At 37.9% G+C, this 17,021-nt stretch carries 17 protein-coding genes; 2 read left to right on the top strand and 15 right to left on the bottom strand.

What is annotated here, in order from left to right; translation table 11 throughout:
- Positions 1-24 precede the first annotated feature (24 nt).
- From nth to OQX64_RS12425, 3 genes are all read right to left on the bottom strand, one after another.
- Positions 25-699, bottom strand: a complete 675-nt coding sequence (nth, locus tag OQX64_RS12435) for an endonuclease III (RefSeq protein WP_265819002.1) — start codon at positions 697-699, stop codon at positions 25-27.
- A 60-nt stretch (positions 700-759) separates the two neighbouring features.
- Entirely contained in the window at positions 760-1,947 is a 1,188-nt protein-coding gene (locus OQX64_RS12430) for an MFS transporter (protein ID WP_088300331.1), read from the bottom strand.
- A 468-nt stretch (positions 1,948-2,415) separates the two neighbouring features.
- Positions 2,416-3,000 carry an RNA polymerase sigma factor gene (locus tag OQX64_RS12425; protein WP_088300329.1) on the bottom strand — a complete coding sequence of 195 codons (585 nt, stop codon included), beginning with the start codon at positions 2,998-3,000 and terminating at the stop codon, positions 2,416-2,418.
- Between the two features lie 260 nt (positions 3,001-3,260).
- On the opposite strand from OQX64_RS12425, the gene uvrA reads away from it, so the two are divergent.
- Entirely contained in the window at positions 3,261-6,074 is a 2,814-nt protein-coding gene (uvrA, locus tag OQX64_RS12420; protein WP_265819001.1) for an excinuclease ABC subunit UvrA, read from the top strand.
- An 8-nt stretch (positions 6,075-6,082) separates the two neighbouring features.
- Positions 6,083-6,736 (top strand): LysE family transporter, encoded by a 654-nt coding sequence (locus OQX64_RS12415; protein WP_088300327.1) that lies wholly within the window; start codon positions 6,083-6,085, stop codon positions 6,734-6,736.
- A gap of 32 nt (positions 6,737-6,768) precedes the next feature.
- Here OQX64_RS12415 and OQX64_RS12410 read toward each other — a convergent pair whose 3' ends face one another.
- The 12 genes from OQX64_RS12410 to OQX64_RS12355 all read right to left on the bottom strand — a co-directional run bounded on the left by OQX64_RS12410 (position 6,769) and on the right by OQX64_RS12355 (position 16,969).
- Complete coding sequence (locus OQX64_RS12410) at positions 6,769-7,668, bottom strand: PDDEXK nuclease domain-containing protein (RefSeq protein ID WP_265819000.1); 900 nt, start codon at positions 7,666-7,668, stop codon at positions 6,769-6,771.
- 135 nt (positions 7,669-7,803) lie between these two features.
- Positions 7,804-8,838 carry a DUF2157 domain-containing protein gene (locus OQX64_RS12405; RefSeq protein ID WP_265818999.1) on the bottom strand — a complete coding sequence of 345 codons (1,035 nt, stop codon included), beginning with the start codon at positions 8,836-8,838 and terminating at the stop codon, positions 7,804-7,806.
- A gap of 90 nt (positions 8,839-8,928) precedes the next feature.
- Entirely contained in the window at positions 8,929-11,142 is a 2,214-nt protein-coding gene (locus tag OQX64_RS12400) for a cation:proton antiporter (protein ID WP_265818998.1), read from the bottom strand.
- A gap of 82 nt (positions 11,143-11,224) precedes the next feature.
- Positions 11,225-11,566: a hypothetical protein gene (locus tag OQX64_RS12395; RefSeq protein WP_088300323.1), complete on the bottom strand. Its 342-nt coding sequence runs from the start codon at positions 11,564-11,566 to the stop codon at positions 11,225-11,227.
- A gap of 58 nt (positions 11,567-11,624) precedes the next feature.
- Positions 11,625-12,644, bottom strand: coding sequence for a bifunctional riboflavin kinase/FAD synthetase (locus OQX64_RS12390; protein ID WP_265818997.1), 1,020 nt, complete (start codon positions 12,642-12,644; stop codon positions 11,625-11,627).
- A 163-nt stretch (positions 12,645-12,807) separates the two neighbouring features.
- Positions 12,808-13,668, bottom strand: a complete 861-nt coding sequence (locus OQX64_RS12385) for a YitT family protein (protein WP_265818996.1) — start codon at positions 13,666-13,668, stop codon at positions 12,808-12,810.
- A gap of 3 nt (positions 13,669-13,671) precedes the next feature.
- Positions 13,672-14,397, bottom strand: a complete 726-nt coding sequence (truB, locus tag OQX64_RS12380; protein WP_265818995.1) for a tRNA pseudouridine(55) synthase TruB — start codon at positions 14,395-14,397, stop codon at positions 13,672-13,674.
- Positions 14,398-14,423: 26 nt separating this feature from the next.
- A complete protein-coding gene (locus OQX64_RS12375; protein ID WP_088300319.1) occupies positions 14,424-15,218 on the bottom strand; it encodes an undecaprenyl-diphosphate phosphatase in 795 nt (264 codons plus the stop codon).
- A gap of 16 nt (positions 15,219-15,234) precedes the next feature.
- Positions 15,235-15,612, bottom strand: coding sequence for a type II toxin-antitoxin system VapC family toxin (locus OQX64_RS12370; RefSeq protein WP_172406450.1), 378 nt, complete (start codon positions 15,610-15,612; stop codon positions 15,235-15,237).
- An 8-nt stretch (positions 15,613-15,620) separates the two neighbouring features.
- On the bottom strand, positions 15,621-15,824 hold the full coding sequence (locus tag OQX64_RS12365) for a DUF2281 domain-containing protein (RefSeq protein WP_088300317.1): 204 nt from the start codon (positions 15,822-15,824) through the stop codon (positions 15,621-15,623).
- Positions 15,825-15,860: 36 nt separating this feature from the next.
- Positions 15,861-16,091 (bottom strand): DUF3098 domain-containing protein, encoded by a 231-nt coding sequence (locus tag OQX64_RS12360; protein ID WP_265818994.1) that lies wholly within the window; start codon positions 16,089-16,091, stop codon positions 15,861-15,863.
- Positions 16,091-16,969, bottom strand: a complete 879-nt coding sequence (locus tag OQX64_RS12355; RefSeq protein WP_088300315.1) for a cell division protein FtsX — start codon at positions 16,967-16,969, stop codon at positions 16,091-16,093. The genes OQX64_RS12360 and OQX64_RS12355 overlap by 1 nt, the downstream gene beginning before the upstream one ends.
- Positions 16,970-17,021: the final 52 nt, after the last annotated feature.

Raw genomic sequence — 17,021 nt, 5'->3', positions numbered from 1 at the left:
TTTTAGCTAATGTCAATAGTAAAATTAAATTATTTTCATTTTTAGTTGATCACGTTCTGTTTGTGCGGTTAATCTTTCAAAATAGCGGCACATATATGTAATCTCACACACTTTGCATTTCGGATTTCTAGCTAAACAAACATATCGGCCATGTAAAATCAGCCAATGATGCGCAATGTGAATATCCTGTTCAGGCAGATTTTTAACCAAATCTTTTTCAACTGCCAATGGTGTTTTGCCATTGGTTAAACCTAAACGGTTTGCTACACGAAATACATGTGTATCCACAGCCATCGCTGGTGCGTTATAAATCACTGAAGCAATTACGTTTGCCGTTTTCCGACCCACACCCGGCATTTTTTGTAAATCATCTATTCCTGAAGGAACAACATCATTAAATTCATTCACCAGGATATTCGCCATTCCGACCAGGTGTTTAGCCTTGTTATTCGGATAGCTGATACTTTTAATATAATCAAACACAATATCCGGAGTGACTTCAGCTAAGGACTTTGCATTCGGAAAACGCTGAAATAGGGCTGGCGTAACCATGTTCACCCGTTTATCAGTACATTGTGCCGAAAGAATTACTGCAACCAGCAGCTGATAAGGATTATGATAATGTAACTCTGTTTCCGCATCAGGCTGCTTAGCCGAAAAATGTTCTACAAAAAGTTTATAACGTTCTTTTTTAAGCATGGACAAATATAATAAGCAAATTGCTGATAAGCCATTAATGTAGGCTATCCATTACAATAATTAATGCATCACGGCATATTTTTGTTTGGGTTCGGCAATGTTATTATTTGATTTGCTTTTAATCAACCAGAAGGCAAAGAAAGCGCCAATTAAAGCCATCGCTGCACCAACATAAGCAGGTGAGGTGTAGTCGAAACCATAAACCAGCGGAAGTCCGCCGAAAAATGCGCCTAATGCATTACCAATATTAAAACTGGCCTGACTGGCAGATGCTGCCAGCATTTCTGAGCCTTTGGCCGACTGGATCATGAGCATTTGAATGGGGGCGGCCAGGGAAAAAGCCACGGCACCTGTAATAAAGGTCATCACCAGCGCCAGCACCTGGTTTGCAGAAACAAAATGTACAATGGTTAGGGCAACCATCATGGCCAGCAACAATACGGCCGATGCTTTGGCTGGTGAGTATTTATCCGCCAGTAAGCCACCAATAAAATTTCCGGCCATCATGCCTAAGCCTGCCAGCATCAGGATGTAGGTAACTGCTCCTGGCGAAAAACCGGCAACCTCTGTCATTAGTGGTGCAATGTAACTGTACCAGGTAAACAAACCACCGGTACCGATGGAGATCATTAAAATAATAATCCAGGCTTCTTTCTTTTTGAAGAAGCCAAGTTCAGCTTTCAGATCACGGTTTTTAGCCGCCTCTAAAGCAGGTAACCATAATTTAAGACTTAACAAAGTAATTAATCCAACAGCTACCACTACCGCAAAAGAGATCCTCCAGGAGAAATTATGCCCAATATATGTACCTAGCGGAACGCCAATTATATTCGCGATGGTTAAACCCATAAACATCATCGAAACGGCTTGTGCTTCTTTTCCTTTTTGTGCAATGCGGCTAGCGACTACTGAGCCTACACCAAAAAAGGCACCATGCGGTAAGCCAGAAAGTAACCTGGCAATAAATAAGGTATTAAATGTAGGTGCAAACGCAGAAAAAGCATTAAATGCTGTAAACATGACCATCAAGGCGATTAGTATCTTTTTAGGTGGATATTTCCCGGCAATGATGATTAACAAAGGTGCACCAATTACCACACCCAATGCGTAAGCAGAAATCAGGTGTCCGGCTTTTGGAATTGATACCGTTAAACCCTTAGCTATATCAGGGAGTAATCCCATCATTACAAATTCTGTAATTCCGATGCCTAAACCACCCAAAGTAAGTGGAAGAAGATTTTTATTCATTGCTCTTAGTGTTAAAATTACACTATGCAAAGGTATGGGTTTTTGTTTTTCCAATTGTAAAAATCGGGACATCTTAAAAAGGAAGACGGGTTGAGAATTTTCTATGATTAAAATGTTAGCTCAACCAAAAAGCAAAAAAAGGCTGCCCTACACCTGTAGAACAGCCTTCCTTAGCTCTTGTAAATTCTTATTTTTTTCTGCTGTAGGCTAAAATCTTCCTGATGGTTTCATCCTGAGGATCTTTAGCTAACCGATCTAACTTACCTTTTATTTGATCATAAAATAAGTCGATCTCTGTGTCAGATTCTATGTCAGTTTTTGGCTGAAACATGTTTTGAATTGGTGAATTTACACTTGAGTTTGATGTAGAGGTTTTTGTCATAAGCACTGAATGTGATAAGTTTATAAACTTAACGGTACTTCAGATACTTTATTTTAAACCCCGGAATAATTTCTGTAACTTTTATGCTACCCCTTGTATGTCATTTCCTTTGTTTTAAGCATTTTCCGAAGATTGCTTAGTGCATAGCGCATACGGCCTAAAGCGGTATTAATGCTCACATCAGTCAAATCAGCAATTTCCTTGAAACTTAAATCGGCGTAATGGCGCATTAACAATACTTCTTTCTGTTCATCAGGCAATAAATGAATCATGGCTTTTAAATCTTTATGGGTTTGATCGCGAAGCATTTTTTCTTCTGCACTCTCATCATAAAAGTGTAGCATATTGAATACATCCATTCCATCAGCACTGGTGATAATGGGTGTTCGTTTTTCTTTTCTGAAATAATCAATGACAAGGTTATGCGCAATACGCATTACCCATGGTAAAAACTTACCTTCTTCGTTATATCTTCCTGATCGAAGGGTATTGATCACCTTAATAAAAGCATCCTGAAAAATATCTTCCGCCAGATATTGGTCTTTAACCAATAAATAAATGGATGTATAAATCTTGCTTTTATGTCTTCGTAAAAGTTCCTGCAATCCATTCTCGTCTCCGGCAATATATACCTTTACAAGGTCCTGATCGTTATATGATTGTAAATTCATAGGTTTACCTACACTAAATCCCGTACTGTTTGCTAAAAATTAATTTGTAGATGTTTAATTTCTATAGCTGATCTCCTATGTTTTTTTTGATTGAGTTAGTTTGGTTCTGAGGTCGTTAATGTTCAAAGAAAGTTATTTTTTACCAAAATGCAAAAAATAAAATGTTAAAAAATAAATTAACCATCTCAGTACCCTATTTTTGTATCATCTTAAAACCCAAATTACTTTCTGGGGTTTTCATTATATATTCTTAACCATACATGAGCAAAAAAGAGGCCGAAAAAGATCCGCATAAAAATATAATCATAAAAGGTGCCCGTGTGCACAACCTTAAAAATATCGATGTTGCTATTCCGAAAAATAAATTGGTGGTGGTTACGGGAATGTCGGGTTCGGGAAAATCTTCGCTTGCATTTGATACTTTATATGCTGAAGGACAACGTCGCTACGTCGAAAGTCTGTCTTCTTACGCCCGTCAGTTTATGGGTAGGATGAATAAACCTGATGTAGATTACATTAAAGGAATTGCACCTGCCATTGCCATCGAACAAAAGGTAATAACCTCTAATCCCCGTTCAACGGTAGGCACATCTACCGAAATTTATGATTATTTGAAGTTATTGTTTTCCCGTATCGGAAAAACCATCTCCCCGGTATCCGGGAAGGAGGTAAAAAAAGATTCTGTAAGTACGGTTGTTGATTATGTGGGTGCGCTGCCCGAGGATACTACCGTTACTATATTTTGTCCGCTTTATCCACATAACAACAGGACCATTAAAGAAGAACTTGCCATTTTATTGCAAAAGGGATTTTTAAGGGTATTGATTAATCATAAAATATTAAAAATTGAATCGGTGCTGGATGACGCAGACTTTAAGGATGCAGAATTGACTGACGATAAAACGGTACAGATTCTGATTGATCGCCTGGTTACCAATCAGGAAGAAGAAACTTTGAGCCGGCTGGCTGATTCCGTACAAACGGCTTTCTTTGAAGGTAAAGGCGATTGTTATGTAGAGGCTGAAGAAAAAACCAAACATTTTAGCGATCGTTTTGAACTGGATGGAATTCGCTTTGAAGAACCAACGCCTAATTTTTTCTCTTTCAATAATCCATATGGTGCTTGCAAACGTTGCGAAGGCTATGGAAATGTAATTGGTATTGATGAAGATTTAGTGATACCTGATAAGAGTAAAAGTATTTATGATAATGCCATTGCGCCATGGCGTGGTGAAAAAATGAGTATCTGGCTGCAGAATTTCATTAAGGCTGCACCAAAATTTGAATTTCCGATTCACCGGGCTTACAGCCAGTTAACGGCCAAAGAACAACGCTTGTTGTGGACGGGAAATAAACACTTTTCAGGACTTGATGCTTTTTTTAAGGAACTGGAAGAGCAAACGTATAAAATCCAATATCGGGTAATGTTATCCCGTTACCGTGGCAAAACCACCTGTCCGGATTGTAAAGGATCGCGTTTGCGTAAAGATGCTTCTTATGTAAAAATTGCTGAAAAGTCCATTATTGATATCGTGCTGATGCCCTTGTCAAAAGCACTGGTATTTTTCAATGACCTGAAGTTAAGTGCAAATGATGCGAAAATTGCCAAACGTTTACTGGCAGAGATTGATAATCGTTTCCTCTATTTAAATAATGTGGGTTTAGGTTATCTGACGCTTAATCGTTTATCAAATACCTTATCTGGTGGTGAATCGCAAAGGATTAACCTGGCAACTTCTTTAGGAAGCAGTTTGGTAGGCTCGATTTACGTTCTGGATGAACCCAGTATCGGTCTGCATCCGCGAGATACCAACAAACTTATTGAAGTTTTAATTTCACTAAGAAATGTTGGGAATACCGTAATTGTTGTAGAGCATGAAGAGGAGATGATGCGTGCTGCCGATTACATCATTGATATTGGTCCTGAAGCAGGTACGCATGGAGGGAACCTGGTTTTCAGTGGCAATTATGAAGAAATTCTAAAAGATCAGAACAGTTTAACCGGCCGCTACCTGGCGGGAATTGAAAAAATTGCCATTCCGCAGAAGCGTCGCAAGTGGAAGGATCACATCCTGATTAAAGGTGCCAGAGAAAATAATCTACAGAACATTGATGTTAAATTCCCGCTTGGTGTTTTCACTGCCGTAAGTGGTGTTTCAGGATCTGGTAAAACCAGTTTGGTAAAAAAAATACTTTATCCGGCCTTACAAAAGGCCATCGGTAATTATGCCGGTGAGCAAACAGGTGCATACGATGGGATTTTTGGGAACGTAGATTTGGTCAGTGCTGTAGAAATGGTGGATCAAAATCCAATAGGTCGATCAAGCCGTTCCAATCCGGTTACTTACGTGAAGGCCTGGGATGATGTTCGTGCGTTATTTTCAGGACAGGCTGCAGCCAAAGCGGCAGGACTAAAACCGGCTGCATTTTCTTTTAATGTAGAAGGTGGCCGTTGTGATGTTTGTCAGGGTGAGGGTGAAGTTAAAATCGAAATGCAGTTCATGGCGGATATTTATTTGCCTTGTGAGGCTTGCGGCGGAAAGCGGTTTAAGCAACAAGTTTTAGATGTAACCTATAAAGAAAAAAATGTTTCTGAAATCCTGGATATGACCATTGATGAGGCCGTTGATTTCTTTAAAGATGAACAGAAGATATTAAATAAATTAAATCCACTGGTAGATGTGGGTTTAGGCTATGTGCATTTAGGGCAGTCTTCAAACACCTTATCAGGTGGAGAAGCGCAGCGGATTAAGCTGGCCTCATTTTTAATTAAGGGGAATAATGCCAATAAAACATTATTTATTTTTGATGAGCCAACTACCGGATTGCATTTTCACGATATCAAAAAATTATTGAAGGCACTGAATACATTAATAGAACAAGGTAATACGATATTGGTTATTGAGCACAATATGGATATGATCAAATGTGCTGATTGGGTGATTGATATTGGTCCGGAAGGTGGTGATGGCGGTGGAAAATTAGTATTCGAAGGTATACCTGAAGACTTGGTAAAAGAGAAAAGTTCTTATACAGGTAAATATTTAGCATCGCATTTAAATTTAAATCCATAATTTCGGCAATGCTTTTTCTAACCTTTATTATAGGCATCCTCCTCAACGCCATGGGTTATATTCCCCCTGGTAACATTAATTTGACGGTTGCACAGCTGACTATTAATAAAGGCATGCGGCAGGTATGGTACTTTATCTTCTCATTTTCCTGTGTAGAAGTATTTTTTACTTTCGGGATGATGCGTTTTGCCCGTTGGGCGATGAGTGATATCAATCCCAATGAGGCGGTAAGTGAAGTGCGGTTGGGAACACTGGTTGATTGTTTCATGATTCTCATGTTTATTGTCATGGGAACCATCACTTGGGTAAATCGTAAAAAAGTTCCGAAAACCAGTAGTAAAAAAGATGATAAGCGAAGTGGGAGTGTACTGTATGGCTTAATATTAGGGGTATTAAATCCGGTTCAGATCCCTTTTTGGCTATTTTTTGGTAATTATGTCATCCTGCATGAATGGATTAAAACGGATTATTTATCATTAATTGTCTTTGCTATCGGATCAGGCTTTGGCTCTGCGGGAGCTTTATATGTATATGCTCATTTTGCCACTTTTATTCAGGAGAAATTTGCGTTGAGCAGCCTGATTATCAATAAATCCATTGCCATATTTTTGTATGTGCTGGCGGCCTATTTAGTAGTGAAGCAATTGATTATTTTATTGTAGGCATTATAATGCTATTAAGCTAGTTGTTACTTTTATTGGTTTTCTATGATTTGGATAAAATCTTTTTCACTAGGCAATACGGTAAGGTATTTACTGGCAAAAATTTGCTCATTATTCTCTGGTAACGTATATCTGACTACAGATTCGCTTTTATCCTGGCAAAGAATAATTCCAATAGTTTTGTTTTCATCATCAAGTTTTACTTCCCTATCAAAATAGTTTACATACATCTGCATCTGGCCTATATCCTGATGCTTCAATTCGCCAATTTTTAAGTCTATTAATACGAAGCACTTAAGTATCCTATTGTAAAAAACCAAATCTACTTTGAAGTGACGTTCATCAAAGGTTATTCTTTTTTGGCGGGCTACAAAGGTAAAACCATTACCTAACTCTAATAGAAAGTGTTCTAATTTATCAATCAGTTTTTGCTCTAAATCGCTTTCAGAGTAGAAACTTTTATCTGGCAGGCCTAAAAATTCTAAAATATAAGGGTCTTTTATTAAATCTTTGTTTTTCTCAATGATCTGACCTTTTTGTCCAAGAGAAATCACTTCTTTCTTATTCTTACTTAAGGCTAAACGCGTATATAATGCAGAGTCATATTGGCGTTGTAATCCTCGTAAGCTCCAATTGTTTTTTATAGCTTCTATTTCGTAAAAATTACGCTCATTCAAATCAGCTATCCTCATGAGTTTAAGATAGTGAGACCAGGTAAGTTTGAATTGGTCAGACACCGTCTGACGAATTGAATAATTGATATAAAATTGCCGCATTTGCTTTAAATTAGTTTCCGAAAAGCCCTTGCCAAATTCATTGACTAACTTTTCTGAAAGTTCCTTTAAAACTTGTTTTCCATATTCAGATTTTTCTTTACCATGCTGCTCTTCTTCTACAATCATTTTACCAATTTCGAAGTAGGTCATGGCCATTGTATTGTTAATAGTTTATACTATACTTTGTCTGGCTTGGTTGAGTAGTTCAATTACCTTTTTGTACAAATTTTGATTGTCGATTTTCATAATACATCTGGCTAAATCTTTCAATAAATTAATACAAAGAAAGACTTACTTTAAAAATTCTACATTCCATATTTTCTCTGCTTTTCTGCCGATCAGCCAAAATGAAGCGGCCAATACCGAAAAGAAAAGCGCCTTGTGCCAGCTATCCCAAAAATATTCAAAATAACGGGTATAGAGGTTGATAAACAAAAATGTAATCCCAAATTCCCTTGCGATGTCATCACGGTATTTTAACCCAAATAAGGTACTGAGTACGCAGACCGCCGCAGAAATTAGAGCCCAATAAAATAAACTTAACTGTCGCACTGCATACCATTTTTCTAAACTGGCGAAATTGCCAAAAACCGATAAGGCCCATAATGAGATGAATAGATAAACCATTCCTGCAATGTAGGTGACTTGAAAAAATTGCCTGGTTTTAGGTAAGGCCTTCATGATAAAGGAAGCAGCGGTTAAAACGGCTCCAAAAACGACAAACCGGAGCGGGTAATTCATACCCAGGAAATAATAATTCCAGCGGCTGAGGTAACCTGTCTCCGTACCAAACCATGCACCTAAAGATATTAATGCAAATATCCAGATCAATCTTGAGTTGAAGAAGTAACCAAGTCCGCCGTAAATAAATACGGAAATTAATATCAGAATGGTGAAATTTCCAGAACCGTTATCCAGTGATTTGCCAAAATAGGCAATGGCATTCGCCGTAAGTAAAATGGCTGAAAATACAATGGCCTCATTGCTAAATCTGAGATTAGGCAATTTTTTCTTCCTTCGGAAACCCAATATATAAAGCCATCCGGCAATCCCGGCAGATACCAGTGCAATAACAATATTTGGAGTATTGTAAACGCGTTTAAGATAATTGAGTATAGCGTTATCAATTAAGAGCGATCCTAAAGCGATAAAACCACAGGCCAATGCTACCCAAAAGGCATACTGGGCAAGTCTTAACCAGTCGAAATTTTTAGCTTCATAGCTTTGTCGAAGTTTGTAGCCTGTTTCTTCGTTAATTAAGCCATCGTTTTGCCATTGCTCAATCATTTCATTAAGAAACTCACTTTTTTCTATATCAACTTTCATAGGTTAGGTTCTATCACGAAGATATAAAAATAAGTCTGAAGTCTGGAGGTTATATCGACTTCAGACTACTGACTAAAAATTCTGGACTACCTATATCACCTCTTTAATTTTCTTATTATTCCCCACAATCCAGATGATATCCCCATTATCAAATGTGAAGTCTGATGAGGGGTTTAAAATGCGTTCTGATCCGCGTTCAATGCCAACAATTAATGCCTGTGCTTTTTCTCTTATTCCTGCATTCCGGATGCTCAGTCCATAAACCGGAGATTCCAGATTTACCACCACTTTCTGCAAGGTCATTTCCTTATCAGGGAAGTTTTTCTCACTTTCTGTTTCCGGTACATCCACCTCTAAAATTGCCTTTACTGCTGCCAATTGATCGTCTGCACCGATGAGCAGCAATTTGTCATTGGGGTAAAGTCTTTCATCTCTTCCAGGTGTAGGGATGCTGTTTCTGCCACGTTCAATCATGGCAATGTTTACACCAAATTTTTCACGGATCATCAGGCTTGCGAGTGTTTGTCCTACCACCTCAGATTCTGGCGAAACCGTTAATTCTGTCAGGTGGGTATCCCAGGGTAAAATATCTGGTTTCTGATTTTCTCGTGCGTTCAGGTTTAAAATGAAACGTTTTTCCAGCTGGTTGTAAAAAGCCTGGAGTTTCCTGGAGAAAATAAACATCATCAGCACAATCAAAGCTAAAGCAATTCCGGCGGCAATCCAGGTATCAAAAAATTCGTACATTAAAAATCCAACGAAAAAGATGCCTAGTGCTATTCTGAATACTTCTATCGCGATTAATGGTCCTCGGGTATATTTTTTATTCAGCCACAAGTGTGAATAAGCCGTTTTTTGAATCCTTCTGATGGATAATGCCCATAAAAAAGGCGCCATGATAATAAATGAAACCACCAGGCTGATAATGGTCGATTTAATTCCATTTACAAAATTTTTGGCAATAAAAGGCTGAATATAGCGGGATGCCAGAAAAATAACTGCCACAATAATAACGGAATGGATAACTGTATTAAAGGCATAACTCCGCAAAAGAATTTTCCAGTCGCTCAAGGTGGTCATTCCTGCCGTACTGGAACTGTATCTTGAAATCCCATCCAGCCATTTTTTAGGTAGAATCCGGTTAAGGAAATTATAAAATGCCTCAGAATGTTTTATGAGGTAGGGGGTAGTGAAAGTAGTGATGGCTGATGCCGCCACGGCAATCGGGTAGAGAAAATCACTGGTTACCTTTAAGGTTAATCCTAATGTGGCAATAATGAACGAAAATTCACCAATTTGTGCCAGGCTCATTCCAGATTGAACAGAAGTTTTGAGCGGCTGGCCGGAAAGGAGTGCGCCCAGACTTGAACTCAAAAACTTTCCAAAAATAGTGGCTAGTGTTACAATTACAATCGGGATGCTGTAATCTATCAGTATTTTTGGATCAATGAGCATGCCTACTGAAACAAAAAATACTGCTGCAAATAAATCTTTTACAGATTTGGTTAAATGTTCTATTTTTTCGGCCTGTGTAGTTTCGGCAAGGATGGAGCCCATAATAAAGGCACCTAATGCAGGAGAAAATCCAACCTTTACAGCCAGGAGCACCATTAACAGGCATAAGGCCAGAGAAACCACGAGCATGGTTTCGTCATTCATCAGCTTTCTGGTAGCTTTCAGGAAAGACGGGATCAGAAATATTCCGCCTAAAAACCAGAGCACTAAAAAAAATGCCAGTTTTAAGATTGATATCAGCATTTCGCTACCGGCAAACTGCTGACTCACCGCAAGGGTAGAGAGGAGAACGAGTAGCAAGATGGCCACTAAATCTTCTACAATGAGCACACCAAAAACCAGACCTGCGAATTTTTTATGTTTTACGCCAAGTTCTTCAAAAGCCCTGATAATAATAGTGGTAGAAGAAACAGATAAAATTCCACCAAGAAAAATACTGTCCATGGTTTTCCAGCCCATCAATTTGCCGGCAGAGAAACCGATTAAAAGCATAAAAACAACTTCGACAATGGCCGTCACCGAAGCGGAACCGCCAACCTTAACCAGTTTTTTAAAACTAAATTCCAATCCTAAACTGAATAGGAGGAAGATCACACCAATTTCGCCCCAGATATTAATATTTTTGGTGTCGGTAACGGAGGGAAAAAAATCTAAATGCGGGCCAACCAATAAGCCTGCTAAAATATAACCTAAAACAAGTGGCTGTTTAATTTTTTTAAATATGAGTGTGGTAATTCCCGCTGCGGCGAGGATTAATCCTAAATCGGCAATTAAATCTGGTAAGTGCATTGGTGGTAATCGGTATAATGGTAAAATGATTTCCGGCTAAACCGGTTGTTGTATTCCACCTGATGGTGGTGGGCTTTGTAAATTACCAGAAAACGTGTTTCGGGTAAAGCATTTTAAGTAGAAACCAATATTTATATCTAGGTCGACTTAATACCAACTCATCTATCTTCAAATAGAAAAAGAAAGGCAAAGCAATCAGCACAACAATAAGTAGATCTAAACGGATTTTAGCTAAGGTATGATCGATCAGGTCTTTTTGAAGACTTTCCTGATTATTACCAAAGTGTAATTTAAAAATGCTTTTTTTTAAGGTAGGAGCGCACTGCACCAATTGAATTTTTAAGGCATTATCTTTTTTTGGAGCAGCAAAGTTTGCGAAACTCACCAGCGTACTAAAAAAAAATAGGATATAAAAAAGCCTCATTGCTGCTAATATAGCGAAAATGAGGCTTTTTTGAAAGTTAAATTTCGATTAAGCTTAACTATTTAAGAGATGAAAAGAAAGCCAGTGTATCTTCTTTATCTTTTTGAAGTTGAACTTTTAAAGCTTCTAAACCAGTGAATTTTACATCATGGCGTAGAAATTTTAAGAAATTCATTTTGATATCCTGCCCATAAATTTCCTGATTAAAATCGAAGATATTTACTTCAATGTTTCTCGTCATGCCATTGATGGTTGGCCTTTGACCGATATAAGCCATACCTTTAAAGGTTGAAGGTTGAAGGTTGAGGGCTGAGGGTTGAGGGGCTGGAGCATTAACTCCCGACTTCTGACTCTCGACTTCTGACTTCTGACTCCGGACATCCATTTCAACCGTTACCGCATAAATGCCATCACCTGGAATCAGTTTATAGGTTTCTTCTACAAAAATGTTGGCCGTTGGGAAACCAATGGTTCTGCCGATCTTATCGCCCTTAATTACGCGCCCGAAAATAGAAAAGGCATAGCCTAAATAATCTGATGCAAGGCCGACATCGCCAGCTAGAAGTGCCTGCCGTATTTTAGTTGAACTCACCGCAACATCGTGGATATCCTGTTCCATAATTTCTTCAACGGTAAAACCAAAATGAATACCTGCTGCCTTTAAATCAGCAAGGTTTCCGGTACGGTCTTTTCCAAAACGATGGTCGTATCCAATAATGATATGTTTGGTCCCGATATTATTAACCAATGTATTCTTGATATAATCATCAGGAAGCTGGTTTGAAAAATCGCGGGTAAAAGGGGTGATGATTAAATGATCAACACCAAGGCTTTTTAAGATTTCAGCTTTTTCGTTGATGGTATTGATCATTTTAAGGTCCTGATTTTCGGGATCAATGATTAGCCGTGGATGAGGAAAGAAAGTTAAAATAACACTTTCACCATGATCTGCTTTTGCTTTTGCAACTAACTGTTTGATGATTTTCTGGTGTCCGTAATGAACACCATCAAAAGTACCTATGGTTACGATTGCGTTGTTAAGCCTGGTAAATTCGGATAGGTTATGATATATTTTCAATGGGATAATCTTTTTAAACTATGGGGTTTGCGTGAGGGATGGAAGCGGCATACTTTTTCTTTCTAACGGATAATATCAGTACATAAAAACGAAAAAGATATCGCGTACAGCCCGACCCCTTGCATAGCTCGGGGGCACGCCCAAATTTCTATAATTATATTTATTAATGCAAAGCATGGCGTTTTACAACACCACCCTTTAAGTCTGCAATTTGTTGTTGTATCACAAATGCATCAGCATCTATGTTTCTGATGGCTGTTTGCAATTTGCTCATTTCTAACTTGGTGACTACTGTAAAAAGGATGTCAATATCTTTTCTTTCTCCATAACCACCCTCTCCTTTATAAATGGTTACACCACGTTTCATCTCTGTAATAATATAATCTTTTATTTCCTCCTGATGTTCTGAAATAATGGTTACGCCGGTGTATTGCTCTATACCGTTGATAATAAAATCTATGGTATACGAGGCTGAGAGGTAAGTTAATATGGCGTAAAGTGCCGTTTCGATATTTAAAAAGTATGCTGCAAAGGCAAAGATGATGATGTTTAATATCAGGATAATATTGCCCACGGTAAGGATACTGTTTTTACTGATATAAAGTGCCAGTACTTCTGTTCCATCAATCACACAACCGCCGCGCATGGCCATGCCAATTCCTCCTCCCAAAAACAAACCACCGAAGAAGGCGATAAGGAGTTTGTCATGGGTAATGGGTTGAAACGGCAAAAAAATTAAGGCCATGGATAAGGCTGCTATGGCTATTGCCGTTTTAATGGCAAAGCCCTTTCCAATTTGCCTGAAACCCAGGATAACGAAAGGTATATTGATAATGACGATCAGGTAGGAGAGGTTCCATCCGGTTAATGTGCTTAAAAGCAGGGATATACCCGTCACGCCACCATCAATGAAATGACTGGGCATCAGGAAACTCTTTAAACCAAAACAAGCTGAAGTAACGCCCGCCACAATTAAGAGAATTTCTTTTGCAAACCGGGCATTCTTGTTTTTTATTCGGTTCATTTTTTACTCCTGGATTTTAGTTTCCTCTTTCCTGCTACGAATATAATTAACGAGCTCCAGAACCTCAAACGAATTTGAAAGCAAAAAGTTTCCACTTCTTGTTCGGGTGAGTTTAGATAAATAGGCACCATTATTTAATGCTTTCCCAAAATCAGACACTAAAGAACGAATATAAGTGCCTTTACTGCAAACAATGCGGAAGTCTATTTCGGGCAGTTCAACTCTGGTAATTTCAAATTCCGGAACGCTTACAAAACGTTTACGTAATTCTACGGCCTCACCCAAACGGGCTTTGACATATAAACGTTCGCCGTTGATTTTTACAGCTGAATGTGCAGGTGGATATTGCTCGATATCACCAATAAATGGTGCTGTAGCATTGTATATCTGTTCAGGAGTGATGGTGGATATGTCGAAGGTCTGATCAACTTCTGTCTCCATATCAAATGATGCGGTAGTGGCACCAAGCATCATGGTTCCGGTATACTCCTTTTCTTCTGCCTGAAAAGTGTCTATTTGCTTGGTGAGTTTCCCTGTACAAATGATCAATAAGCCGGTAGCGAGCGGATCTAATGTGCCCGCATGACCAACCTTTAGTTTTAATGGTTTTAGAGCGTTACGGATTTTGCCCACCACATCAAATGAAGTCCATTTGTAAGGTTTGTTAATTAAAAGCAGTTCGCCCTCGGCAAAATTGAAATCTTTAAACTTAGAATTTTCTGTACTCACAAATCTTTTTTCCGCAAAGATACGGATTATATCACTTGCAAGTTATGTCCGGTGTACAATAGAATAATGAGGATTAAACCTGCAATAATACGATACCAGCCAAATACCCTGAAACCATGCTTATTCAAAAAGCCGATAAAGCTTTTAATGGCTAAAAGTGCGACAATGAAAGCGATTACATTTCCAATAATTAAAAGATTAGCCTGATCATGCGTAATGGTATTTCCTTCTTTATAAAAATCAAATAGTTTTTTACCTGTTGCTGCAAACATGGTTGGCACGGCTAAAAAGAATGAAAATTCTGCCGCTAATTTTCTGCTTAATTTTTGGCTCATGCCACCAACAATCGTGGCTCCGGAGCGTGAAACACCTGGAATCATGGCAATACATTGAAAAAAACCAATTTTCAGGGCCGTTAAATAATTTATTTCTTCTTCTTCATGAATGGTAGGTTGATTAAACCATTTATCTACAAATAAAAGGATTACTCCGCCAACGAGTAAAGAGATGCCAACTGCCATCGGGCTTTCTAAAAGCTCATCAATTTTTTTACTTAAAAGCAATCCGAAAACCGCTGCCGGGATAAAAGCTACCAAAAGTTTAATATAAAAGTTGATCGATTTGAAAAACCTTTTGAAATACAATACAATCACGGAGAGTATGGCCCCCAGTTGAATGGCAATTGTAAAGAGCTTTACGAAGGGGTCGCTAGCAATGCCCATAAATGATGACGCAATAATCATGTGACCGGTGCTTGATACAGGCAAAAACTCCGTCAGTCCTTCAATAATGGCAAGGATAATGGCTTGGAAATAGTTCATAGTAGGTAAATGTGGGTTAGTCCCAAAGTAATTTTATCTTATAATTTTTGAGTTTTTTGTCTCTTGAAATGAGAGTTAAATCTTCTGATAGTGCTTGAGATACAATAATTCTATCGAACGGGTCATGGGTGATCAAGGCAATAGTTAGTAAAGTTGTTAGATGGGTTTCATTAATTGAAACGATTTCAATTTGATTTCTTTCTGCAAATCTAAATAATTCATCAAAACCTACATTTAATACTAATTTTCCAATCTGCTTTTTGATGGCAATCTCCCAAAGTGATGCAATGCTTAGGAAACAAGATTCATTAAGGTTTAATATTTTTTTTCTTATCAATTCAGACAATTGATTATCGCCGGCAACAAACCAAAAGAAAGTATGTGTATCTAACAAAAAAGCCATTAAATGTAATCTGAAAACATTTCCAATGGTTCATCAAAGTCATCAGCTAACTTGATTTTACCTTTTGCGTAACCAAATTCTCGTGACTTTAATTTTGGTTTATTTGCTTTTTTCGTTTTTAAGAATTCTACAAAATCTGCCACCTCCTGTCTCAGATCCAAGGGCAAAGAATTTATTTCTATTTGCAGATTTGTAGTCGTCATATCATAAAGTTAAAAAAGACTTTATTTAAAGCAAAGTTATTTTTTAAGAATTGCATAAATGCCGAAGGCAAAGCCAAAAAGCACAACGAGGGGTGCGAGTAAGGTCCTTCTAAAATCATAAATATCCCCAGTGGTGCCCATCATTAATATGAAGCCCAGTGCTACAATACCCATGCTGATTAACAATAGCTGATAATTTTTTTTGGTAAAAACCAATTCACTTTTTACGTCCTTCGTTACCGGACTTGTCTTTTTTTCTAATGCCATTATCTATAAAGATTGTAAGATTTTAAACGTAAATACCTGCTTACCGCAAACCAGGTGCTAATGCCCGTAATAAAAATGCCCATAATAATTAAGCCAACGAATACAAAGCCAAACTCTTTATAGTTGTTTAAAATAATAATTTCAGGAACTTCTTTCCGTGCATATATTAATGTAGCCAGTAAGATAATAATCGCGATGAAAGCTGCGATTAAACCATGTAAGGCTGCGTATAATAGAAAAGGACGTCGGATAAAATTTTTCGTTGCACCAACGAGCTGCATACTTTTAATTAAAAATCTTTGTGAGTAGATGGCTAAGCGTATGGTGTTGTTAATCAGTGCAATGGCAATAATTAAAAGCAATGCCGCAAATGCCAGGATAATTAAGCCAATGGTATTGATATTTTTATTTACCATATCAATTAAAGAACTCTGATATACCACTTCTTTTACAACAGGGTTTTTAGCAATGTTGGCTTTTAAAGTTTCAATACTTTTATTATTAGCATATTCCGCTTTCAGATAAACATCAAAAGTAGAGGTAAGCGGGTTGTAGCCTAAAAAGTTAACAAAATCTTCACCTAAATCCTGGGTCAGGTTTCTCGCCGCCAGTTCTTTATTTACATATTGTGTTTGCTTCACGGCACGGTTGGCATTTAATTCTTTTTGAAAAGCCAGCACATCCGTTTCTTTTGCACCTTCATCAACAATAATATTTAAAACAATATTTTCCTTAACGTAATTGGACAGGTTTTTGGCATGTACAAGTACCAACCCAAGCAGGCCCAGCATTAATAAAACCAGCGCAATACTAATAATGGTAGAGATATATACGGTTTTGGTTTTCTTAGATGCGTCACTTACTTCGAATTCTTCCATGTATTTCAATTTTGTTTTTGCGAAAATATAAATTATACCTGATAAACACCAA

The sequence above is a fragment of the Pedobacter sp. GR22-10 genome (assembly GCF_026239715.1).
In the GTDB taxonomy this organism is placed as follows: domain Bacteria; phylum Bacteroidota; class Bacteroidia; order Sphingobacteriales; family Sphingobacteriaceae; genus Pedobacter.
This window is presented reverse-complemented; position numbering and strand designations above follow the sequence as displayed.